The sequence below is a fragment of the Prauserella cavernicola genome (assembly GCF_016595675.1).
Lineage (GTDB): Bacteria > Actinomycetota > Actinomycetes > Mycobacteriales > Pseudonocardiaceae > Prauserella_A > Prauserella_A cavernicola.
The window spans coordinates 769,707-791,814 of sequence record NZ_JAENJH010000002.1 but is presented as its reverse complement, the minus strand read 5'-3'; the positions used below and the strand labels follow the sequence as shown (position 1 = coordinate 791,814).

General features: G+C 68.9%; 21 protein-coding genes. 5 read left to right on the top strand and 16 right to left on the bottom strand.

Going from position 1 to position 22,108, the window contains the following annotated elements; translation table 11 throughout:
• Positions 1 to 36: 36 nt before the first annotated feature.
• The 6 genes from JHE00_RS10430 to JHE00_RS10405 form a co-directional block, all read right to left on the bottom strand.
• The gene (locus JHE00_RS10430; RefSeq protein ID WP_307831923.1) at positions 37 to 687 is read right to left on the bottom strand and encodes a TrmH family RNA methyltransferase; all 651 of its coding nucleotides are present in this window, start codon (positions 685 to 687) and stop codon (positions 37 to 39) included.
• Between the two features lie 22 nt (positions 688 to 709).
• Complete coding sequence (locus JHE00_RS10425) at positions 710 to 1,096, bottom strand: DUF2784 domain-containing protein (protein WP_200317350.1); 387 nt, start codon at positions 1,094 to 1,096, stop codon at positions 710 to 712.
• A 154-nt stretch (positions 1,097 to 1,250) separates the two neighbouring features.
• Positions 1,251 to 1,913: a Rid family hydrolase gene (locus JHE00_RS10420; protein ID WP_200317349.1), complete on the bottom strand. Its 663-nt coding sequence runs from the start codon at positions 1,911 to 1,913 to the stop codon at positions 1,251 to 1,253.
• Between the two features lie 4 nt (positions 1,914 to 1,917).
• Positions 1,918 to 3,453 carry a flavin monoamine oxidase family protein gene (locus tag JHE00_RS10415; protein ID WP_230423746.1) on the bottom strand — a complete coding sequence of 512 codons (1,536 nt, stop codon included), beginning with the start codon at positions 3,451 to 3,453 and terminating at the stop codon, positions 1,918 to 1,920.
• Between the two features lie 193 nt (positions 3,454 to 3,646).
• On the bottom strand, positions 3,647 to 4,210 hold the full coding sequence (pyrE, locus tag JHE00_RS10410; protein ID WP_200317347.1) for an orotate phosphoribosyltransferase: 564 nt from the start codon (positions 4,208 to 4,210) through the stop codon (positions 3,647 to 3,649).
• A 27-nt stretch (positions 4,211 to 4,237) separates the two neighbouring features.
• Entirely contained in the window at positions 4,238 to 5,005 is a 768-nt protein-coding gene (locus JHE00_RS10405; protein WP_200317346.1) for an SDR family NAD(P)-dependent oxidoreductase, read from the bottom strand.
• Between the two features lie 102 nt (positions 5,006 to 5,107).
• Between JHE00_RS10405 and JHE00_RS10400 the strand changes: the two genes are divergently transcribed.
• Entirely contained in the window at positions 5,108 to 5,449 is a 342-nt protein-coding gene (locus tag JHE00_RS10400; protein WP_200317344.1) for a hypothetical protein, read from the top strand.
• Here JHE00_RS10400 and JHE00_RS10395 read toward each other — a convergent pair whose 3' ends face one another.
• Both JHE00_RS10395 and clpB read right to left on the bottom strand, forming a co-directional pair.
• A complete protein-coding gene (locus JHE00_RS10395) occupies positions 5,450 to 6,178 on the bottom strand; it encodes a TtfA family protein (RefSeq protein ID WP_200317342.1) in 729 nt (242 codons plus the stop codon).
• A gap of 68 nt (positions 6,179 to 6,246) precedes the next feature.
• Entirely contained in the window at positions 6,247 to 8,847 is a 2,601-nt protein-coding gene (gene clpB / locus JHE00_RS10390; RefSeq protein ID WP_200317340.1) for an ATP-dependent chaperone ClpB, read from the bottom strand.
• Between the two features lie 176 nt (positions 8,848 to 9,023).
• Here clpB and JHE00_RS10385 point away from each other — a divergent pair, with 176 nt between their 5' ends.
• Positions 9,024 to 10,613: an alanine/glycine:cation symporter family protein gene (locus JHE00_RS10385; protein WP_200317339.1), complete on the top strand. Its 1,590-nt coding sequence runs from the start codon at positions 9,024 to 9,026 to the stop codon at positions 10,611 to 10,613.
• Positions 10,614 to 10,652: 39 nt separating this feature from the next.
• Here the strand turns inward: JHE00_RS10385 and JHE00_RS10380 are convergent, their stop codons facing one another.
• Positions 10,653 to 11,147: a MarR family winged helix-turn-helix transcriptional regulator gene (locus JHE00_RS10380; protein WP_200317337.1), complete on the bottom strand. Its 495-nt coding sequence runs from the start codon at positions 11,145 to 11,147 to the stop codon at positions 10,653 to 10,655.
• Positions 11,148 to 11,511: 364 nt separating this feature from the next.
• On the opposite strand from JHE00_RS10380, the gene JHE00_RS10375 reads away from it, so the two are divergent.
• Positions 11,512 to 12,687 (top strand): globin domain-containing protein, encoded by a 1,176-nt coding sequence (locus JHE00_RS10375; RefSeq protein WP_200317335.1) that lies wholly within the window; start codon positions 11,512 to 11,514, stop codon positions 12,685 to 12,687.
• An 85-nt stretch (positions 12,688 to 12,772) separates the two neighbouring features.
• Here JHE00_RS10375 and JHE00_RS10370 read toward each other — a convergent pair whose 3' ends face one another.
• The 5 genes from JHE00_RS10370 to JHE00_RS10350 all read right to left on the bottom strand — a co-directional run bounded on the left by JHE00_RS10370 (position 12,773) and on the right by JHE00_RS10350 (position 17,953).
• Positions 12,773 to 13,216, bottom strand: coding sequence for a heat shock protein transcriptional repressor HspR (locus JHE00_RS10370; protein ID WP_200318303.1), 444 nt, complete (start codon positions 13,214 to 13,216; stop codon positions 12,773 to 12,775).
• A complete protein-coding gene (dnaJ, locus tag JHE00_RS10365; RefSeq protein ID WP_200317333.1) occupies positions 13,216 to 14,421 on the bottom strand; it encodes a molecular chaperone DnaJ in 1,206 nt (401 codons plus the stop codon). Before dnaJ ends, JHE00_RS10370 begins: the two co-directional genes overlap by 1 nt.
• Before the next feature lie 30 nt (positions 14,422 to 14,451).
• Complete coding sequence (gene grpE / locus JHE00_RS10360) at positions 14,452 to 15,162, bottom strand: nucleotide exchange factor GrpE (protein WP_200317331.1); 711 nt, start codon at positions 15,160 to 15,162, stop codon at positions 14,452 to 14,454.
• The gene (gene dnaK, locus JHE00_RS10355) at positions 15,159 to 17,051 is read right to left on the bottom strand and encodes a molecular chaperone DnaK (protein WP_200317329.1); all 1,893 of its coding nucleotides are present in this window, start codon (positions 17,049 to 17,051) and stop codon (positions 15,159 to 15,161) included. Before dnaK ends, grpE begins: the two co-directional genes overlap by 4 nt.
• 185 nt (positions 17,052 to 17,236) lie before the next feature.
• Entirely contained in the window at positions 17,237 to 17,953 is a 717-nt protein-coding gene (locus JHE00_RS10350) for a DUF4097 family beta strand repeat-containing protein (RefSeq protein WP_200317320.1), read from the bottom strand.
• A 194-nt stretch (positions 17,954 to 18,147) separates the two neighbouring features.
• Here JHE00_RS10350 and JHE00_RS10345 point away from each other — a divergent pair, with 194 nt between their 5' ends.
• Complete coding sequence (locus JHE00_RS10345; protein ID WP_200317318.1) at positions 18,148 to 18,687, top strand: YbhB/YbcL family Raf kinase inhibitor-like protein; 540 nt, start codon at positions 18,148 to 18,150, stop codon at positions 18,685 to 18,687.
• Positions 18,688 to 18,725: 38 nt separating this feature from the next.
• On the opposite strand, the gene JHE00_RS10340 is transcribed toward JHE00_RS10345, so the two are convergent.
• On the bottom strand, positions 18,726 to 19,286 hold the full coding sequence (locus tag JHE00_RS10340; protein ID WP_200318302.1) for a TetR/AcrR family transcriptional regulator: 561 nt from the start codon (positions 19,284 to 19,286) through the stop codon (positions 18,726 to 18,728).
• The gene (locus JHE00_RS10335; protein ID WP_200317317.1) at positions 19,286 to 19,609 is read right to left on the bottom strand and encodes a DMT family transporter; all 324 of its coding nucleotides are present in this window, start codon (positions 19,607 to 19,609) and stop codon (positions 19,286 to 19,288) included. The genes JHE00_RS10340 and JHE00_RS10335 overlap by 1 nt, the downstream gene beginning before the upstream one ends.
• 148 nt (positions 19,610 to 19,757) lie before the next feature.
• Here JHE00_RS10335 and JHE00_RS10330 point away from each other — a divergent pair, with 148 nt between their 5' ends.
• A complete protein-coding gene (locus JHE00_RS10330) occupies positions 19,758 to 22,043 on the top strand; it encodes a (Fe-S)-binding protein (RefSeq protein WP_200317315.1) in 2,286 nt (761 codons plus the stop codon).
• The last annotated feature ends 65 nt before the right edge of the window (positions 22,044 to 22,108 follow it).

The following is a 22,108-nucleotide window of genomic DNA, read 5'->3' as shown; positions in this document are numbered from 1 at the left end:
CGACCGATCCTAGTGAACCCTCGGTGTCCGGGCGCGCTACCAGGACGTCGACAGGTCCGCGTGCACCCGGATCCAGCTGTGCATCACGATTCCGGCCGCGACGCCCGCGTTGATCGAGCGCGTGGTGCCGAACTGGGCGATGGACACCACGAGGTCTGCGGCGTCCTGCGCCTCCGGCGACAGGCCCGGACCCTCCTGACCGAACAGCAGCACGCACTCGCGGGGCAGCTCGGCCGTCTCCACCGGCTGCGCGCCGGGGGTGTTGTCCACCGCGACGACGGCGAGCCCGTGTTCGGTGGCGAACGTGGCCAGCTCGCCGATACCGGCGTGGTGGTACAGGTGCTGGTAGCGATCGGTGACCATCGCGCCGCGCCGGTTCCACCTGCGCTTGCCCACGATGTGCACCGCGGCGGCGGCGAACGCGTTGGCTGTGCGCACCACCGTGCCGATGTTGTGGTCGTGTTGGAAGTTCTCGATGGCGACGTGGAACGGGAACCGGCGTGCGTCGACGTCGGCGACGATCGCCTCTCGACGCCAGTACCGGTACGGATCGACCACGTTGCGCCGGTCGCCATGCTCGAGCAGCTCGGGATCGTAGCGATCGTCGTCGGGCCAGTGTCCCTGCCACGGTCCGACGCCGACCTCGTGCGCGCCGACCCACTCGGTGGGTCCCGGCGTCTGTTCGATCACCGCTTCATTGTCGCCCTGTTCAGCCGACGCCGACGGAGTGCCCCTGTACGTCGTCGTGACGGTGCCGCCACAGCACATAGGCGCCGACGTAGGACACGACCACCAGCAGCAGCGCCGCGATGCCGAGCACGGGGAGCAGCTCGTGCGGCACCATCTTGCCGTAGATGTAGTACTCGTTGAAGCCGCCCGGCATCGGGCCGAGGCCGCGCAGTTCGCGCAGCCGGTCCTCGGCCACGGTCAGCGGGCAGGGCAGTGGGAACACGTTCACCACGATTCCCCACAGCGCGAAGAAGATGTGCACGAAGATCGACTTCGGCCAGATCCACGCCAGAAAACCGCCCAGCCCGATATAGATCAACGCGAGGAAATGGACCGTCGTCGTGAGACCGGTCAAAAACCCCAGCATCTCCCCACCTACCCCGTTGCAACCCCCTGAACACCTACAACGGTACTCCGAAACCAATCAATCGTCGTCAACCAATTGATCTGTCGGAAAGCGAAGTCGGCCTGTTACGAAATCGATACTTCGCAACAGGCCGACCCGAATGATCTTCAGCTGTTCAGCGCGCGGAATACGTCGCCTGCACCTCCACCTCGACCAGCCAGCCCGGCACCGCGAGCCCCGCAACCTCCGTGGTCGCGCGGGCGGGGCGCGCCGCGTTCACGAGGTGGGGCCGCACGGGCGGGGTCGTGCCGATCGGCATGGCGATGGGCCTGCCGGTGCCGAGGTCGACGTTGGCGAAGAAGTGCCGATACGCCCGGTTCCAGCCCGCGTAGTCGGCGTCGGCCGCGCCGGGCGGGCGTTTGAGGTAGCACTTCATCGTGATCACGTGCTGCGGTTTCGCGTCCATCTCCACGAGGTTGTCCACGATGCGCTGCAGCGTGTTCCACGCCTGCGCCTCCGTGACCGTGACGCCGGCCGGCATCGCGCCGTCGGGGAACACCGACGGGTCGACGTACTGTTCCGGCGACCCGGGCGGCGCACCGGGGTTCGCCGCGGCGGGACCGAGTCCACTACTGGTGTAGACCGCGACCGCGCTGCCCACCGCGACCCCGTTCGCGATCGAGGGATTGGCGCTCTGCGGGAGGTTGAACCGCACCTCGGTGGGCCGGGGCCCCTTGCCGCGATGTCCGCCGGCGGACGCGGTGCCCGCGCCCACTCCGAACGTGACGGCCGTGCCACCCGCCACGGCGCCGAGTCTGCGCCGGGAGAACCTGCTCATGTGCCTACCCTTCCGCCAGTACGCGCTGATGGATGCTCGTGACGGCGTGGCGCGCGGAATCGAACGCGCCCGCCTGCCACGCGATGAAGTAGCTCAGCCAGTCGCCCGCGAAGTAGACGTGGCCTGCCGGTTCGTTCAGCAGTGAGTACTCGCCGCTCGTGCGCGAGGGCCAGCCGACCCAAGCGCCCTCGAGGAACGGTGTGCGCTGCCAGGCGACGGAGAACGCGGATGCCAGCTCGGATCGGTACTTCTCTCCGTGGATCTTCACGCCCTGCGCGAGCGCTCGTTCCCTGCGCGCGGCCGGAGACAGCGCCGCGTAGGTACCAGAGGCGGTACCGGTGTTGTAGTAGCCGACGACGATCCCGCGTTTGCCGTGGAAGCCCGACGACGGGTACCAGACGTGCTGGAGATCCAGGTCGGTCTCGGTGATGCCGCCGTAGATCCGGTCGTCGGTCTCCCACCACCGGCGCCGGTACTCGAGGCCGATCTTGCCCGCCGACGTGACGGTGGGGTAGCGCAGTGCGGCCGTGACGTCGGGGCCGAGGTTCGTGGGGACCTTCGCCATCAGGTGCGGCGGCAGGGTGGCGACACAGAAGTCGGCGTCCAGCCGCACGTGTTTGCCCCGCTTGTCGCGGTAGGTCACCTCGACGCCGCGTGGCGTGTCGGTGACGCCCGTGACCCTGGTGCCGAGCTTGACCTTGTCCTTGCCCACCGCGCGGTGCAGTGCCGCCGGGATCGCGTCCATGCCGCCGACGGGCTGCATCATCGTCATCGCCTGGTCGTAACCGAACTCGAACGAGAAGTACCTGCCGACCTGGCTGGCGAACACCTCAGACAGCGAGGGCGGCGGCCCGAGGACCACGCCCGCCTGGTCGGCGGCACCGGGCTCGACGGAGTAGCCGCGCCTGCTGGTGCCGGTGTAGGCGTAGCCCGTCGCCTTGCCGCCGACCGCGCCGAACCCGGAGAGGAACGTCAGGAGCGCGTCCTTGTCGGAGGCGGTCAGCCGCGTGTCGAGTGAGCCCTGGTCGACGGCCTTGGCGAGCAGTTCGGAGACGTAGCCGTACACGTCGGCCTTCGCGGTGCGGTACTGCTGCGGGGCGACCCCGCTGCCCTCGTTGTAGATGAGCGCGTTGGCGTTGGAGTTGAGGAACGGCTCCACCGCGACGCCCAGTTCACGGCAGTAGTCCAGCGTGATGTGCGACTGCGGCAACCGCCCCGGCCCTGCGTTGAGGTAGAGATCCGGGTCCCGGCCGAACCGCGCTGTCTGGGTGTGGCCGTCGAGGTCGGTCTCGGTCGTGCCCGCGCGGACGGTCCAGTTGCGGCCGCCGACCCGGTCCTTGGCTTCGAGGACAGTGCACCGGTACCCGGCCTTGCCGAGCTCGTAGGCGGCGGCGAGACCGGCGACGCCCGCGCCGAGCACCACCACCTTCTTGCCGCGCCTGCGCGCGTCGAGGTCGCCCGGTGCCGGTGCGCGGAAGTCGGGTGCGGCCAGCGCCTGCGGAGAGGCGGCGAGGCCGAGCGCGCGCATCGACTCGAACATCACCCCCGCTCCGCCGGCGACGCCAATGGATCTGAGGAGAGTTCGACGAGTCACATCGGATGCCATTCAAGCTCCCTTCGCCACGAGGCGAAGCAGAGCTTGATCGACGACCTCACCCGACCGGGTGACGAAGTGGTGTCGTACTCGTTAGTAAACCTAAGGAACTAATCGCACCGGGGTAACCGGCGGTTGATCAGGCGAGGCCCAGGTCGTCGAGGTCGAGCAGATAGCGGTAGGCCAGGCCCTCCTTCTCGATGGCCTCGCGCGCGCCGGTGCCGCGGTCGACCACCGTCGCGACGCCGACCACCGTCGCACCCGCCTCGGTGAGGGCCTCGACCGCCGTGAGCACGCTGCCGCCCGTGGTGGAGGTGTCCTCGACGGCGAGCACGCGCTGCCCGGCCACCTCCATGCCCTCGATGCGGCGCTGCATTCCGTGCTCCTTGACGGCCTTGCGGACCACGAACGCGTCGAGCACCATGTCGTCGGCCGCGGCCGAGTGCAGCATCGCGGCGGCCACCGGGTCGGCGCCGAGGGTGAGCCCGCCGACGGCGACGTAGTCCCAGTCGGCCGTGAGCCTGCGCAGCAGTCTGCCGATGAGCGGAGCGGCGGCGTGGTGCAACGTCGCCCGGCGAAGGTCGACGTAGTAGTCGGCCTCCTTGCCGGAGGAGAGCATCACCTTTCCGCGCACCACGCACAGTTCGGTGACCAGCCTGGCCAGTTCGATCTTCGCCGCGTCGTCAGTCGAGGGGTTCGCCACGACCGGCAGTTTTACACACGGCTTCGCTCAGGTTCGGTCTCGACCCGCGAACCGGCCGCCGAGCCTGCGCACGAGCCCGCGCGGCAGCAACCGGCCCACTGCGACCACGATCTTGTACTGCGAGCTGGGGATCGACACGACCTTGCCCTTGCGCAGATCGGCCAGCGCCTCGGCGACCACGCGGTCGGCCTTGAGCCAGAACGCCTTCGGCCCGGTCTTCTCCAGGCCGGCCCGCTGGTGGAACTCGGTCTCGGTGAAGCCGGGGCACAGTGCCAGCACGCGCACGCCGGAGCCCTGCAGCGCCGAGGCGAGCCCGTCGGAGAACGACGTCACCCACGCCTTGCCTGCCGTGTAGGTGGAGCCGCGGCCGGAGAAGAACCCGGCGACGCTCGAGACGTTGATCACGTCGCCCCTGCCGCGGTCCAGCATCCCTGGCAACGCGGCCCTGGTCAGCCGCAGCACGGCGGTGACGTTGACGTCGAGCTGGCGCTGCAGGTCGTCGACCGAGGCCGTCCACAGCTCACCCGCGAGTCCCAGTCCGGCGTTGTTGACGAGCAGGTCGACGGGCTGTTCGTGCAGCCGCTGCTCCACGGCCTCGCGCCCCTCGGTGGTCGCCAGGTCCGCCGGCAGCACGTCGACGGTGATGCCGTGCGCATCGGTGAGCTCACGCGCCCTGGCAGTGAGCTTCTCCTGGTCGCGGGCGACGAGCACGAGGTCGTAGCGCTCGGAGGCAAGCCTGCGGGCGAACGCCGCGCCGATACCGACCGTAGCGCCCGTGATCAATGCAAGTGGCATGGCGCCGAACGTACCGCCCTCGCGGGAGGACCGTTGACCACAGGAAGTATCTTCGAGACGCCATTAGGGGTACGTACTCACCCAGACGAGGTTGACCTCCAGATGGAGCACGACACCAACGACTACCTGTCGTTCGTCCGCGGTTTCCTCGCGGCGAGCGAGGCCGAGCCCGCCGACGGCGCCGAGACCACCGAGCCGCCGGAGACCGGCGGTGCGCTCAACGGCTGGAACCCCGAGTCCTATGCGGAGGGCTACGCCGCCGCGGGCACCGTCGAGTTCCCCGTGACCTACCGCGAGCTGTCCGTTCAGGACGACGGCCGGTTCACGGGCACCCTCGACTTCGGCGACCTGGACGTGCCGCACGACCCGGAGCCCTACCTGGAGCCGTACGCCGAGCAGGACGACGACCTGCCGCACGTCTCGGGCACGCTCGACCTGCAGTGATCAGAAGCCCTGCTGGCGGGCTCGCTCCTCGGTGGTGGTCGTGGCCTGGGTCGCCGACGGCAGCGCCTCCTCGTGCACGGTCTGCCCGTACTCCTCGTCGAACGGATCGACGATGTCGGCGATCTCGCCGAGGTCGCGCAGCAGCCGCTCCAGCCGCGACGGCCCGACATTGGGCGCGACGCTGGCCAGCACCCACTCGCTCTCGAGCCACGCCACGCCCACGTCGCCACCCAGTGCGTCGGCGGCGTCGACCAGGTCCTGCGTGATCATGGCGCGCGCGGTGTTGACTTCGTCGGCGAACGCGTAGCGCTGACCGACCGGGCCCAGTAGCTCCGGCATTTCGGCCCGCTGGAACGGCACGCTCGCGAGCCACAGCTCCAGCAGCACCGGGTGGATCCGGTTGCAGCGCACGGCCACGATCACGGCCGGAATCAGACTGTCGGCCTCGATGTCGAACACGAACACCGGCCGCCTGCCGTCGGACGTGAACGTCGAGCCCGCGACCACGTTGACCGCGCTCTCGGCGCCGAAGTAGCCGATGGCGCCGCCCGACCACTGCTGCGGCAGGCGCTCGTCCTCCTCGACGTACTGCCAGCCGCGCAGCTCGGCCCAGCGCGCTCTCTCGCGGTTGCGCGAACTCTCCCTGGCCTTGTCGGCGGTGAGCAGGGCGAGTCCGGCCACCAACGCGACCGCAGCGACGACGAACCAGATCCAGGCTGGAATACCCACGCGACCAGGGTATCCCTCACGGCCCGCCGACCAAGATCAGCGGGCCGTGTCGCGGGTACTCGTTCGGTTTACTCCGCCCTGGTCACCGAGAGCGAACCCCCGCCCGCGTCGAACTCGGGCACCTCGACCTGCACGGTGTCGCCGTCGCGGATGTCGCCGCCGAGCAGCTTGCGGGCCAGCTCGTCACCGATCGCCGACTGCACGAGCCTGCGCAGCGGCCGCGCCCCGTAGATGGGGTCGTAGCCGTTGAGCGCGAGCCACTCGCGGGCGGCGGGCGAGACGTCGAGCGTGAGCCTGCGCTGCGCGAGCCGCTGCGCCAGCTTCCGCACCTGGATGTCCACAATGGACGCCAACTGCTCGGTGTCGAGCGCGTGGAACACCACGATGTCGTCGAGCCGGTTCAGGAATTCCGGCTTGAAGTGCCGCTGCACCACCGACAACACCGCCTCGCCGCGCTGCCGCTCGTCCAGCGTCGCGTCGGCGATCTCCTGCGAACCGAGGTTCGACGTGAGCACCAGGATCGTGTTGCGGAAGTCGACCGTGCGGCCCTGGCCGTCGGTCAGCCTGCCGTCATCGAGCACCTGCAGCAGCACGTCGAAGACGTCGGGGTGCGCCTTCTCCACCTCGTCGAGCAGCACCACCGAGTACGGGCGCCTGCGCACCGACTCGGTCAGCTGACCGCCCTGGTCGTACCCGACGTAGCCGGGTGGAGCCCCGACGAGCCGAGCCACGCTGTGCTTCTCGCTGTACTCGCTCATGTCGATGCGCAACATCGCCCGCTCGTCGTCGAATAGGAACTCGGCGAGCGCCTTGGCCAGCTCGGTCTTGCCGACACCGGTGGGGCCGAGGAACAGGAACGAGCCCGTCGGCCGGTCGGGGTCGGCGACCCCGGCGCGAGCCCTGCGCACCGCGTCCGAGACGACCTTCACGGCGTCGGCCTGGCCGACGACCCTGCTGGTCAGCTCGTCCTCCATGCGCAGCAGCTTGCCGGTCTCGCCCTCGAGCAGCCTGCCGGCGGGGATGCCCGTCCACGCGCTCACCACGTCGGCGACGTCGTCGGCCCCGACCTCTTCCTTGAGCATCACCTCGGCCTTGGCCTCGGTGACCCTCGTGGCCTCGGCAAGGTCCTTCTCCAGCGCGGGGATGCGGCCGTAGCGCAGCTCGGCGGCGTGCGCGAGGTCGGCGTCGCGCTCGGCGCGCTCGGCCTCGCCGCGCAGCTGCTCCAGCTGCTCCTTGAACTCGCGGACCTTCTCGATCGAGCCCTTCTCGTTCTGCCAGCGGGCGGTGAGCGCCGAGAGCTCCTCGCGCTTCTCGGCGAGCTCGGCGCGCAGCGCGGTCAGCCGCTCGCGGGAGGCGGGGTCGTCCTCCTTGTCGAGCGCCATCTCCTCGATCTCCATGCGCCGCACGGCCCGCTCCACCTCGTCGATCTCGACGGGGCGGGAGTCGATCTCCATGCGCAGGCGCGATGCGGCCTCGTCGACGAGGTCGATCGCCTTGTCCGGCAGGAAGCGCGCGGTGATGTAGCGGTCGGACAGCGTCGCGGCGGCCACGAGCGCGGCATCGGTGATGCGCACACCGTGGTGCACCTCGTAGCGCTCCTTGAGCCCGCGCAGGATGCCGATGGCGTCCTCGACGGACGGTTCGCCGACCAGCACCTGCTGGAAGCGGCGCTCCAGCGCGGCATCCTTCTCAATGTGCTGGCGGTACTCGTCGAGCGTGGTGGCGCCGACCATGCGCAGCTCGCCCCTGGCGAGCATCGGCTTGATCATGTTGCCCGCGTCCATGGCACCGCCGTCGCCGGTGCCGCCCGCTCCGACGATGGTGTGCAGCTCGTCGATGAACGTGACGACCTGGCCGTCGGACTCCTTGATCTCCTTGAGCACGGCCTTGAGCCGCTCCTCGAACTCGCCGCGGTACTTGGCGCCCGCGACCATAGAGCCGAGGTCGAGCGACACGACGCGCTTGCCGCGCAACGACTCGGGCACGTCGCCCGCCACGATGCGCTGGGCGAGACCCTCGACGATCGCGGTCTTGCCGACGCCGGGCTCGCCGATCAGCACCGGGTTGTTCTTGGTCCGGCGCGAGAGCACCTGCACCACGCGGCGGATCTCGGTGTCGCGACCGATCACCGGGTCCAGTTCGCCCGAGCGGGCGGCGGCGGTGAGGTCGACGCCATACTTCTCCAGTGCCTGGTACGTGCCCTCGGGGTCGGGGTTGGTGACCCTGGCGGAGCCGCGCACCTTGGTGAACGCGTCGCGCAGCGCCTCCGGCGTCGCACCGTGCCGGGTGAGCAGACCGCCGACGGGACCGCCCTCGGCGGCGAGGCCCACCAGCACGTGCTCGGTGGAGACGTACTCGTCACCGAGTTCGGTCGCGAGCTTCTGCGCGTGCGTCAGCGACTTGACGGCGTGGCCGTCGAACTGTGGCGTCGACACGGTGGCGCCGGTGGCCGACGGCAGCCCTGCGACGATCGGTTCCAGTTCCTTGTGGACCACGTCCGCGTCGGCCCCGACCGCGGTCAGCAGCGGCCCGGCCAGGCCGTCGCCCTGTGACAGCAGTGCGCCGAGCAGGTGTGCCGGCGAGATCTCCGGGTTGCCTGCCATCGTCGCGGCCTGCGCTGCGGACGAGATCGCCTGCTGGGTCTTCGTGGTCGGGTTGAAAGAGTCCATCCCCTCACCTCTGCTCGAGAAATCCCGGTACAAGCCTCCCTCAGAGGCCATCGCTATGCACAACGTCAGAAAAGTTGAGCGTGTTCCGCTCAACTACCCTTTCGAGGCAAGTTTTTGAGGACAACTGGTCCGAATGGGTTGCGCTTTACGTACCCTTTGCGATCGACTACCGCTCCATGGCTGCCATGACCGCCGGGCTCGCGACCGCGAGCCCGCCACCTGACACTGTCGTGCTCGCCGCAGAGGGCGGCGCACTCGCCTCGATCGAGAACTGGGTCAACGAAGTCTTCACCCCGATCTCCGACGGACTCTCGAACTTCGTGTTCGCGGAGATCACGATCGGCAGCATCTCGTTCCCGTGGATCGTCGCGTGGCTCGTCCTCGCGGCGACCGTGTTCACGGTGTACTTCGGCTTCGTCCAGTTCCGCAAGTTCAAGCTGGCCACCGACCTGGTCAGGGGCAAGTACACCAACTCGGACGAGCCGGGCGAGGTCAACCACTTCCAAGCGCTGGCCTCGGCGCTCTCGGCGACCGTCGGGCTCGGCAACATCGCCGGTGTCGGTGTCGCGGTGACGATCGGTGGCCCAGGTGCCACGTTCTGGATGATCGTCGCCGGCCTGCTCGCGATGTGCAGCAAGTTCGTGGAGTGCACCCTCGGCGTGAAGTACCGCGAGATCCACGAGGACGGCACGGTCTCCGGCGGTCCCATGCACTACCTGCGCAAGGGCATCGCCGAACGGTTCGGCAACGCCTTCGGTGTCGCGCTCGGCAAGACGCTGGCCGTGCTCGCCGCGATCATGCTGCTGTTCTTCGCCCTCGCGGGCGGCAACATGTTCCAGGCCAACCAGACGTTCGCGCAGATGCGCGACGTGACCGGCGGCGACGACGGCTTCCTGGCCAGTGACGGCGCCGCGTTCGTCTTCGGTGTCGTGCTCGCCGTCGTGGTCGGTGCCGTGATCCTCGGCGGCATCAAGTCGATCGGCAAGGTCACCAGCAAGCTCGTGCCCGCCATGGCCGTCATCTACGTCGCCGCGTGCCTGATCGTCATCTTCGTCAACATCTCCGACGTGCCCAACGCCGTCGGCCAGATCATTTCGGGCGCCTTCACCGGAGAGGGCGTCGCCGGCGGTGCCGTCGGTGCGCTGATCGTCGGCTTCCAGCGAGCACTGTTCTCCAACGAGGCCGGGGTGGGCTCCGCGTCCATCGCCCACTCCGCGGTGAAGACGAAGAACCCCGCCACCGAGGGCTACGTGGCGCTGCTGGAGCCGTTCATCGACACGGTGATCGTCTGCACCATGACCGCGCTGACCGTCGTCATCGCCAACACCCAGTTCTGGAACGACGCGCGCAGCACCGTCGCCGCGGGCGGCGAGACGCCGGACGGCGTGACGGTGACCTCGCACTCCTTCGAGACGGTGCTGCCGTGGTTCCCGTACGTCCTGACGCTCGCGGTGGTGCTCTTCGCGCTGTCGACGCTCATCACGTGGGGCTACTACGGGCAGAAGGCGTGGACGTACCTCTTCGGCAAGTCGACGCTCTCGGAGCGCGTGTACCAGGTGATCTTCTGCCTGTTCACCGTCGCGGGCTGTGTCCTGACGCTGGGCAGCGTGCTCAGCTTCGCCGACGCCGTGCTGTTCCTGCTGGCGCTGTTCAACATCATCGGGCTCTACCTGCTGATGCCGATCGTCAAGCGCGAGGTCTCCGACTTCGCGTACAAGCTCCGCACCGGTGAGGTCAAGAAGGTCGACGAGGACGTGCGCGCCTGACCCGCTGACCCACCGGCCCTAACCGACCAGGACGGCCCGCTACCCGCTCTTCGCGCGGGCGGCGGGCCGTTCGTCGTCGGCACCCTCGGGGAAGGTCGCGGCACGCAGGTCCTCGTTGACGGCGCTGAGCCGATCGGTGAGGTCCTTGAGAGCAGCTTCGTCCCAACCGCCGAGCGCCGAGCGGACGAAGTCGACATGTGCCCTGCGCCAGTGCTCGAGCTGGCGCTCACCCTTCTCGGAGACCTTGACCAGCGTGGCCCTGCCGTCCTCCGGTGCGGGCCTGCGCTCGACGAGGTCGTAGGCCACCAGCTGGCCGATCTGTCTGCTCACGACGGAGATGTCGACCATGCGCAGCTTCGCGAGCTCGGAGAGCCGCAGCTCGCCGCGGCGCTGGATCTCGGACAGCAGCATCCCGGCGGCGGGGTGCGGGCCGTCCTCGGTCTGCCACAGCTGCATCACCCAGGCGTTGTGCAACTGGGAGGACGTACGGATCTCCCGCATCAGGTCCACACAGACCTCGTCCGAGGGATTCATAGCCACCAATCGGTCACATAAAGTTACTTGCTCTATACAAACTCTACCCCAGTGGCCGTCGAACGGAACCACGCTTCAGGTGAGCTATGGCACCAAGCGGACACGAGTGCCACCCACTCGGAGCAACCACAGGGGGACAACTCGCCCAGCGACTACCGCCCAGCAGGACAGGAACCTAGTGTTGGGTGGGCGCTTGCGTCGGAAAGGTGGAATATTCATGGGGCCAATGGAGTGGACACGGGTCACCGACCTGGTGAAGACCTTGACGACTCCACCGTCACCCATTAGTGAATAATCGCAAACACCTTTTGATTACCGTGAGTATCCAACAGCCGGTCCGACACGGCCACACTGGGGCAGACGAATGACAGCCGACGCGATCAGTCCGATACCGCGGGTGGCGCCGGCCAGGGAAGCGCCGCCCGCCGTCACCGCGATGGTGGAGCTGATCCGCGACACCTGGCGCCAGGCCGAGCCGTACACGCCGGAGATCTCCCAGTTCTTCTACGGCATGCTCTTCACGCTCGCGCCCGCCACGCGCGACTTCTTCCCGATCAACATGGAGTCGCAGCGCGGCAGGCTCGTCCGAGCGCTCGTGCACATCGTGCAGATGGTCGACCGGCCCGACGACCTGGCGCCGTTCCTGCGCCAGCTCGGCCGCGACCACCGCAAGTTCGGGGTCGTCCCCACCCACTACGAGGCCGTGGGCACCGCGCTGCTCGCCGCGCTCAAGCGACAGCTCGGTCCCGCGTGGACCACACAGGTCGAACGGGCGTGGGCCGAGGCGTACACGATCATCGCGCGGTCCATGCAGGACGCCGCCGCGGCCAGCGAGTACCCGCCGTCCTGGGTCGGCACGGTCGCCGAGCACCGCAGGCTCAGCTGGGACCTGGCGCTGATCCGCGTCGAACTCGAGCACCCCGTGCCCTACAACGCGGGCCAGTACCTGAGCATCGAGGTGCCGCAGCGGCCCCGGCTCTGGCGCTACTTCTCGCCTGCCAACGCGCCGCGCCCCGACGGCTCACTGGAGTTCCACGTTCGCGCCGTCGAGGGCGGCTGGGTCTCCCGCGCCATCGTCAGCCACACGCAGAGCGGCGACACCTGGCGGATCGGCCCGCCGATGGGCAGGCTCTCCGTCGACCGCAAGTCCGGCCGCGACGTCGTGATGGTCGCGGGCGGCACCGGGCTGTCGCCACTGCGCGCCGTGCTGGACGAGCTGGGGCAGTGGGGCACGAACCCGAAGGTCACCCTGTTCTACGGCGGCACCACGCTCGACGACCTCTACGACCTCGAGCAGCTGCGGGCCATGGCGTCCACCAACCCGTGGCTCACGGTGTGCCCCGTGGTGGAGAAGGCCGAGGGCCTGCCCGGCTTCGAGCAGGGCACCCTCGCCGACGTCGTGAGCAGGCACGGCGCCTGGCAGAACCACGACGTGCTCGTGGCGGGCTCGCCCGCGATGATCAGGGCCACGGTGTCAAGGATGCTGGTCGCGGGCACGGCACTGGACCAGATCCGCTACGACCCCTTCACGATCGACTGAGCGAGTCCCCCTGAATGCAGTGAAGGGCACCTTTACTGCATTCAACGCAGTAAAGGTGCCCTTCACTTCAACTCAGGTGTAGGGCTCAGCCTCGGCGGCGTGGTTTCCACACCACCAGCGCGTTCTGCGTGCGGATGGGCACCAGGTCCTTGCGGTAGGAGGCGTGCACCGCGGCCGCGGCCTGTTCGGCCGCCGCGTAGGCGTTCGCCAGTTCCTCCGTCAGCTCCTGCATCCGGTACTGCAAGGCCTCGACGTGGTTCTCGAGCTCGATGATGCGCTTGATCCCGGCGAGGTTGACGCCCTCCTCCTGGGAGAGCCGCTGCACCTCGCGCAGCTGGGCGATGTCGCGCATCGAGTAGCGCCTGCCGCCGCCCGACGTCCGGCCAGGACACACGAGCCCCAGCCGGTCGTACGAGCGCAACGTCTGCGCGTGCAGGCCGGACAACTGCGCGGCGACCGAGATCACGAAGACCGGTGTGTCCTCGTCGGCGCCGTTCGGCAGCCCACCTCCGAGCCCGGAACCGAACATCATGCCCCCCTGTCTCGCAACAGCGCGGTGATCTCCGGCCGCGGATCGTGCTTCGCGACCGCCTCGGCGTAGGACTCCAGCGCGGCCTTCGCCGTGCCGTCCACCTTGCCAGGGATCACGACCTGCAGGGTGACCAACAGGTCGCCCTGGGTGCCGTCCCGCTTGGTGATGCCCTTGCCGCGCACCCGCAGCGTCCGGCCGCTCGAGGTGCCCGAGGGAACCTTGAGCGACACCTTCGCGTCGAGCGTCGGCACGGTGAGCGTGGTGCCGAGCACCAGTTCCGAGAACTCCACCGGCACGGTGATGGTCAGGTCGTTGCCCGACCTGCCGAACACCGGGTGCGGGTTGACGTGCACGCGAACGTAGAGGTCGCCCGCCGTGGCGCCGCCCCGGCCGGGTTCGCCCTGGCCGCCGAGCCGGATCCGCTGGTTGTCGTCCACACCCGCGGGGATGCGGACGGTCAGCGTCCTGGTCCTGGTGCTGATGCCCTCGCCTGCGCACTCGGGACACGGGTCGTCGATGATCGAGCCCCGGCCACGGCAGTCGCGGCACGGCTCGGAGAACGCGAACGCCCCCTGGCTCCTGCTCACCAGACCGGAACCCGCACACGTCGGGCACGTCCTCGGCGAGGTGCCGGGACGGGCGCCGTTGCCGCCGCACGTCGCGCACGACGCGGGGCTCGACAGCCGCAGCGGCAGGGTCGCGCCCTTGACCGCCTCGGCGAAGTCGATGCGCACGTCGGTCTCCACATCGGCGCCGCGCTGACCGCGAGCCGCCGTGGTGCCACCGCCGGCGCCGCGACGGCCGAACAGGTTGCCCAGCATGTCGCCGAGCCCCCCGAAGCCGCCACCGCCACCGGCGCCACCCGCGGCGTTCTGGCCGAAGAGGTCGTTGATGTCGAAGCCGCCGCCTCCACCGCCTGCGCCGCCGCCAGCTCCGGGAAAGCCGAAGCCACCGGGACCGCCGGAGCCGAACAGGCGCCTGGCCTCGTCGTACTCCTTGCGCTTGGCCGTGTCGGACAGCACGCCGTACGCCTCGGAGACCGCCTTGAACTTGGTCTCGGCCTGGGCGTTGCCGGGGTTGGCGTCGGGGTGGTTCTCCCTGGCCAGCTTCCGGTACGCCTTCTTGATCTCGTCCTGCGAGGCATCGGAGGAGACGCCCAGCTCACGGTAGAAGTCCTTGCCGATCCACTCACGCGCGCTCATGCGGCGTCTCCTCCTTCCTCGTGGTTGCGATCAGCGTGCGTTCTCATCGGCGTCGATGGGCAGCTCGCCGCCGACCGGCGGATCGATCGGCTCCTCCGGCACGGCACCACCGGGCTCGTGGTCGGTCACCCCGACGAGCGCCGCGCGCAGCACCCGGTCCGAGAACCGGTAGCCGCGGCGAAGCACCATGGTCACGGTCGGTTCCGTGACCGTGGGCGACGTGTCGTGCTGCACGGCCTCGTGGACGCTCGGGTCGAAGGGCTCACCCTCGGCGCCGAACGACTCCAGCCCCGCCTTCTCCAGCGCACCGACGAGCTTGTCGGCCACGGACTTGAAGGCACCGGTGAGGTCACCGTGCTGCTCGGCCCGCTCCAGGTCGTCGAGCAGCGGCAGCAGGTCGTTCACGACCGAGGCCTTACCGCCTGCGACCACGGCCTCGCGGTCGCGGTCCACCCGCCTGCGGTAGTTGGCGTACTCGGCCTGCACGCGCTGCAGGTCCGCTGTGCGCTCCTCGAGCTGCTTCTCCAGGTCCGACACCGGCGCGACGGCCTCGTCGACCGTCGCCTCGCCCGCGACAGGACCGGGGACGCCCGCCTCGTCGACGGGCGCCTCCTCCTGCGGCTGGGGTTCGGCCACCGGCTGCCGGAGCTGACCGGTCTCCGGATCGATCTTCCGGCGATCCCGCACGACCACTGGCTCCTGTACTTCTTGTCGGTCGGTTTCGTCGTTGTGTTCGGTCACTTCTTGTCGCCCTCGGGGGTGTCGTCGACGATCTCGGCGTCCACCACGTCGTCGGCCTTGGCCGAGCCACCGTCGGCGCCGGGAGCGTCACCCGTGGCGCCGGCGGCACCGGCGCCATCGGCACCGGGAGCGCCCTGAGCCTGTGCACCGGTGTCGGCGTACAGCGCGGTGGCGAGCTCCTGCGAAGCCGCGTTCAGCTTCTCGATGGCCTCGCGCACCTTGGCCGTGTCGGTGCCCTTGAGCGACTCGTTGGCCTCGTCGATCGCCGTCTTGACCTTGCCCTTGAGCTCGTCGGGCAGCTTCTCGTCGTTGTCCTTGACGAACTTCTCGGTCTGGTAGACGAGCGTCTCGGCCTGGTTGCGGGTCTCCGCCTCCTCGCGCCGCTGCTTGTCCTCCTCGGCGTGCGCCTCGGCGTCCTTGACCATGCGGTCGATGTCGTCCTTCGGCAGCGCGGAGCCGCCGGTGATCGTCATCGACTGCTCCTTGTTCGTGCCGAGGTCCTTCGCGGTCACGTGCACGATGCCGTTGGCGTCGATGTCGAACGTGACCTCGATCTGCGGCACGCCACGGGGAGCGGGCGGGAGGCCGGTCAGCTCGAACATGCCGAGCTTCTTGTTGTGCGCGGCGATCTCGCGCTCACCCTGGAACACCTGGATCTGCACCGACGGCTGGTTGTCGTCCGCGGTGGAGAAGATCTCCGAGCGCTTGGTCGGGATCGTGGTGTTGCGCTCGATGAGCTTGGTGAACACGCCACCCTTGGTCTCGATGCCCAGCGACAGCGGCGTGACGTCGAGCAGCAGGACGTCCTTGACCTCACCCCGCAGCACACCGGCCTGCAGCGCGGCGCCGACGGCGACGACCTCGTCCGGGTTCACGCCCTTGTTGGGCTCGCGGCCGCCGGTCAGCTCCTTGACCAGATCGGCGACGGCGGGCATGCGGGTGGAACCACCCACGAGCACGACGTGGTCGATCTCGCTGACGGAGACGCCCGCGTCGCGGATGACGTTGTTGAACGGCGCCTTGGTGCGGTCGAGCAGGTCGGACGTGATCCGCTGGAATTCCGCGCGGGACAGCGTCTCGTCGAGGAACAGCGGGTTCTTGTCGCCGTCGACCGTGATGTAGGGCAGGTTGATGTTCGCGCTGCTCGAGCTGGACAGCTCGATCTTGGCCTTCTCGGCGGCCTCCTTGATGCGCTGCATCGCCATGCGGTCCTTCGTCAGGTCGATGCCCTGCGAGGACTTGAACTTGTCGACGAGCCAGTTGACGATCCGCTCGTCCCAGTCGTCACCACCGAGGTGGTTGTCACCGCTCGTGGCCCGCACCTCGACGACGCCCTCGCCGATCTCCAGCAGCGAGACGTCGAAGGTGCCGCCACCGAGGTCGAAGACCAGGATGGTCTGTTCCTTCTCGCCCTTGTCGAGGCCGTAGGCGAGCGCCGCGGCGGTCGGCTCGTTGACGATGCGCAGCACGTTGAGGCCCGCGATCTGGCCCGCTTCCTTGGTGGACTGCCGCTGGGCGTCCTCGAAGTAGGCGGGAACCGTGATCACCGCGTCGGTGATCTCCTCACCGAGGTAGGCCTCGGCGTCGCGCTTGAGCTTCATCAGCACGCGCGCGCTGATCTCCTGGGGCGTGTAGCCCTTGCCGTCGATCTCGGTGTTCCAGTCGGTGCCCATGTGCCGCTTGACCGAACGGATGGTCCGGTCGACGTTGGTCACTGCCTGGTTCTTCGCGGGCTGCCCGGTCAGCACCTCGCCGTTCTTGGCGAAGGCGACAACGGACGGCGTGGTCCGCGAACCCTCCGAGTTGGCGATGACCGCCGGCTCGCCGCCTTCCAGTACCGCGACGACCGAGTTGGTCGTGCCGAGGTCGATGCCGACCGCTCGCGCCATTGTGTTCCCTCCTGCTTTGCTTTCCTGTGCGCCGGCTTCTGCCAGCGGTGTTGCGTCCACGTTGAGTGGGGTTCACTCAGGTTGTATCCGGAGTCCCCGGCGCTCGTCAACCGCGACTTGAGCCCGGCCCACTCAACCTTTCTGCCCGCACAACGCGTGGGCAGGCCGGGTTGTTCCCGAACCGGCTACCCAGCCCTGACCACGACGTCACCGCTGTCGGTGCTGACGTCGAGCGCGGTGTCGGCGGACGGGTCCTGCACCACGCCGACCTCGCGGTCGCCGGAGTCGGTGGTGCCGGTGACGTTGTAGGAACCGCTCGGCACGGTGAGTTCGATGTCACCGCTGTCGGCCGACAACCTGGCGTCGCGGGCGTCGTCCATCGTCAGCACGATGTCGCCCGAGTCCACCTGCGCGTCGACCGTTCCGCTCAGTCCGTCGCCGGTGATGTCCCCGGAGTTCGCGGTCACCCGCACGTCGCCGACGCGGGTGAGCACCAGGTCGCCGGACTTGGCGTCCACCTGCACGTCGCCGACGTCCTCGAGCGTGACGTCCCCGGAGTCGACCGTCCCCCCGACGGTCGTCCCGGTGGGCACGACGACCTCGTAGTCCACCGAGCACCACGAACCACAACCGGTGAGCTTGAGCGCTCCGCCCTCCACGGAGTACGCCTGCTCGGGGTCGCCCCATTGATAGCTGAACCGCTGCCGGACGGTCGTCGTCTCGGCACCCTCCTGCGCGCGGATCAGGACGTCGCCCGATCCGCTGTCCAGCTCGACCCTGTTGATCGAGTCGCTCACCTGGTCCGTGGCCTCCGAGGTGGCGGGCCAGAACCAGCCGAGGGCGAACGCCACGCCCACCCCGATCAACGCCACGCCCCCGATGGCAAGTCCAGCCCGCCTCATGTTGAGTCCTCCCGCCACAACTTCCCTGCGCAGCAAACGCTATGGCGTCGCGGACCTCCAGGACATCCGGGTGAACCCCGGTTCCACCCTGAGGCTGTCCCTACCCCCGCCCAGGGCCGGGGATCACTAGCCTGCTCGGTGAGGTCTCGCGAGGTCTCACACCGAACCGACGAGCTGGAGGAGGACCAGAGCCCATGACCCGAGCTCAGAACCCCTACGAATCGCTGCCGCCCGTGCCGTCCTTCACGCTGCGCAGCAACGACGTGGCCGAGGGGGAGACGCTCGCGACGCCGCACCTGAGCGGCATCTTCGGCGCCGGAGGCGAGGACCGCTCGCCGCACCTGGCGTGGGAGGGCTTCCCCTCCGAGACCAAGAGTTTCGCGGTGACCTGCTTCGACCCGGACGCGCCCACCGGCAGCGGCTTCTGGCACTGGGCCGTGTTCAACATCCCGGCGTCGGTGACCGAGCTGGGCTCCGGCGCGGCCGACGCGAGCGCCTCCGGCCTGCCCTCGGGCGCGCGCACCCTCGCCGGCGACGGCGGCGTGCGCCAGTTCCTCGGCGCGGCACCGCCTCCCGGGCACGGCCCCCACCGCTACGTCTTCGCGGTGCACGCCCTCGACGTCGACTCGCTCGACATCGGCGAGGAGGCCAGCCCCGCTTTCCTTGGCTTCAACATGTTCGGCCACACCCTCGCCCGCGCGGTCATCACGCCGGTCTACGAGAACAAGGGCTGAGCGAAGGGGGCGCGGCGGCCCGGCCGCCGCGCCCCGCCTCAGCGCGGCTTGAGCAGGTAGTCCACGACGGGCCTCAGCTCCTCGGCCGTCGGCGGCTCGTCGTCGATGAGGCCCTGGATGAGCAGTCCGTCGATCCCGGCGAGGAAGACGCGAAACGCCACCTCGTCGTCGTGGCGCACCATCGAGGTGAGCACGTCGAGCCAGCGCCGCGCGGCAGGGCGCAGCTCGGGACGCCGCGCCGCGAGCAGGTACAGCTCGTACTCCGCCATCGTGCGGCCGCGCCTGGGCCCGAGCGCCTCGGCGAGCAGGCCCGCCACTTCCTCGGCGCCCCTGCTGCCTCGCGAACGCGCGCGGTCGATCATCCAGTAGACCTCGGTGGCCATGTCGCGCGCGCAGTCGATGAGCGTGGCGATGAGCAGGTCGTCGAGCGACGCGAAGTGGTAGGTGGTCGACGTCGTCGGCACCCCCGCCTCCTTCGCGACCGTGCGGTGGGTGACGCCCGCGACGCCGTCGCGCTCGATCACGCGCAGCGTGGCCTCGATGATCTCCGTACGCCGTTTCTCGCCGCGGACCTTGCGGCCGTCCACCTGCCGTCGCATCACGCCCTGCCCACCTCGAGCAACACCACGCCTCCGATCACCAGTGCCAGACCGGCCACCATCGTCAGGTTCAGGGACTCGTTGAGGAAGACGGCGCCGATCACGGCCACCAGCGCGACACCGGCCGCGGACCAGATCGCGTAGACCACGGCCACCGGGACACCGGCCTTGAGCACCTGCGCCAGCAGCGCGAACGCGATCGCGTAACCCACGATGACCACGATCGAGGGGCCCAGTTTGGTGAAGCCCTGGGAGAACTTCAGCGAGATCGTCGCGGTCACCTCGGCCAGGACGGCACCGGCGAACAACAGATACGCACCCATCAACCCAGAGTATCTGAACGATAGTCCCACTAGTAGCGAGTTTTGCACCACATCGGTGGGACTTCGTGCTGCGCGATCGATTACTGATCAGTAAGAAGAGTTAGGCTCCCGAAACCCACCGCGAAGTCCCGAACCGAAAGGCCCAATCATGGGTGCACTGCAGATCACGCTCGGCGTGATCGGCGTTGCCGTCAGCGTTGTCGCTTGGGGTGTCTTCGGCGCAGGCGTCCTGCGTCAGATCAAGATCATCCGACTCGGTCAGCCGGACGCAACGCGCAACGGTCCCTTCGTGCCTCGCCTGAACACCCTGATCAAGGAGTTCGCGGCGCACACGAGGATGAACAAGCTCCGCCACGTCGGGCCATGGCACTGGCTCGTGATGTGGGGCTTCCTCCTCGGTTCGCTCGCGCTGTTCGAGGCCTACGGCGAGACCTTCAACCCGCACTTCGCGTGGCCGATCATCGGGCACTGGGCGCCCTGGCAGCTGCTGCTCGAACTGCTCGGTCTCGGCACCGTCGTCGGTGGTGTCGCGCTGGCGATCATCCGCCAGGCCAACCACCCGCGCAGGGCCGACCGGCAGTCGCGGTTCGCGGGCTCCAACTTCAAGTACGCGTACTTCGTCGAGGCCGTCGTGATCATCGAGGGTCTCGGCATCCTCGGCGTCAAGGCGTTCAAGATCTCCAGCGGCATCGAGGACCCGGCCCTGTGGTCGAGCTTCGTCACCCAGCCGCTGGCCGAACTGCTGCCCACCAGCACCGCGGCCGTGTCGATCATGGCGCTGATCAAGCTGCTCTCCGGCATGATCTGGCTCTACGTCGTGGGCACCACGCTGACGATGGGCGTGGCCTGGCACCGGTTCAGCGCGTTCTTCAACATCTACTTCAAGCGCGAGGACGACGGCGGCGTCGCGCTCGGCAAGCTCAAGCCGATGATGAGCGGCGGCAAGCCGATCGACCTCGAGGAGGCCGACCCCGACGAGGACACCTTCGGCGTCGGCAAGGTCGAGGACTTCAGCTGGAAGGGCTGGCTCGACTTCTCCACCTGCACCGAGTGCGGGCGTTGCCAGTCGCAGTGCCCCGCGTGGAACACCGGCAAGCCGCTGTCGCCGAAGCTGCTCATCACGCAGCTGCGCGACCACGCCTACGCCAAGGCGCCGTACCTGCTGGCGGGCGGCAAGAAGGACATGGCGGGCGACGAGGTCGGGCTCACGGGCGACAACCCGTACGCGGGCATCGACGTGCTGGCCATCGCCGAAGCCGACCGCGCGCTCATCGGCGACGACGGCGGTGTGATCGACCCCGAGGTGCTGTGGTCGTGCACGTCGTGCGGCGCCTGCGTCGAGCAGTGCCCCGTGGACATCGAGCACGTCGACCACATCGTCGACATGCGGCGCTACCAGGTGATGATCGAGTCGAACTTCCCGACCGAGCTGAACGCGATGTTCAAGAACCTGGAGAACAAGGGCAACCCGTGGGGCCAGAACGCCAAGGACCGCATGGCCTGGGCCGACGACCTCGACTTCGAGGTGCCCGTGTTCGACGGCGACTTCGGCGACACCGAGTACCTGTTCTGGGTCGGCTGTGCGGGCGCGTTCGAGGACCGCGCGAAGAAGACCACTCGCGCCGTGGCGGAGCTGCTGCACATGGCCGGCGTGAGCTACTCCGTGCTCGGGCCGGAGGAGACCTGCACCGGCGACCCCGCTCGCCGCGCGGGCAACGAGTTCGTGTTCCAGATGCTCGCGCAGCAGAACGTGGAAGTACTGAACTCCGTCTTCGAGGACGTCGAACAGGCCAAGCGCAAGATCGTCGTCACCTGTGCGCACTGCTTCAACACCCTGGCCAACGAGTACCCGGACCTCGGCGGTGACTACGAGGTCGTGCACCACACCCAGCTGCTCAACCGCCTGGTGCGCGAGAAGCGGCTCACGCCGGTCGCGCCCATCGCGGAGGACGTGACCTACCACGACCCGTGCTATCTGGGCAGGCACAACAAGGTGTACGAGGCTCCGCGTGAGCTGGTCGGCGCCTCGGGTGCGGCGCTGCGCGAGATGCCGCGCCACGGCGACCGTTCCATGTGCTGTGGCGCTGGCGGCGCCCGCATGTGGATGGAGGAGCGCATCGGCAAGCGGATCAACGTCGAGCGCGTGGACGAGGCGCTCGGCACCGCGCCCTCCAAGATCGCCACCGGCTGCCCGTTCTGCCGCGTGATGCTCACCGACGGCGTCACCTCGCGCCAGAGCGACGGCATGGCGAGCGAGCAGCTGGAGGTCGTCGACGTCGCGCAGCTACTGCTCACGGCCGTCAAGCGCGGCGAGCAGAAGGTCCCGGCCCCCGTGGGCGCGACCAGCGGCGGCGAGGCGGAGGCCGACGGCAGGGCCGACGTGCCGACCGACGAGGTGCCGACGGGCACGCCGCAGGCCGAGGAGGACAAGTAGTCGGATGAGTCGGCGCCGGGGGCGCTGAACGGGCGAGCAGGTGGACAAGCCGAGTAACATTGTTC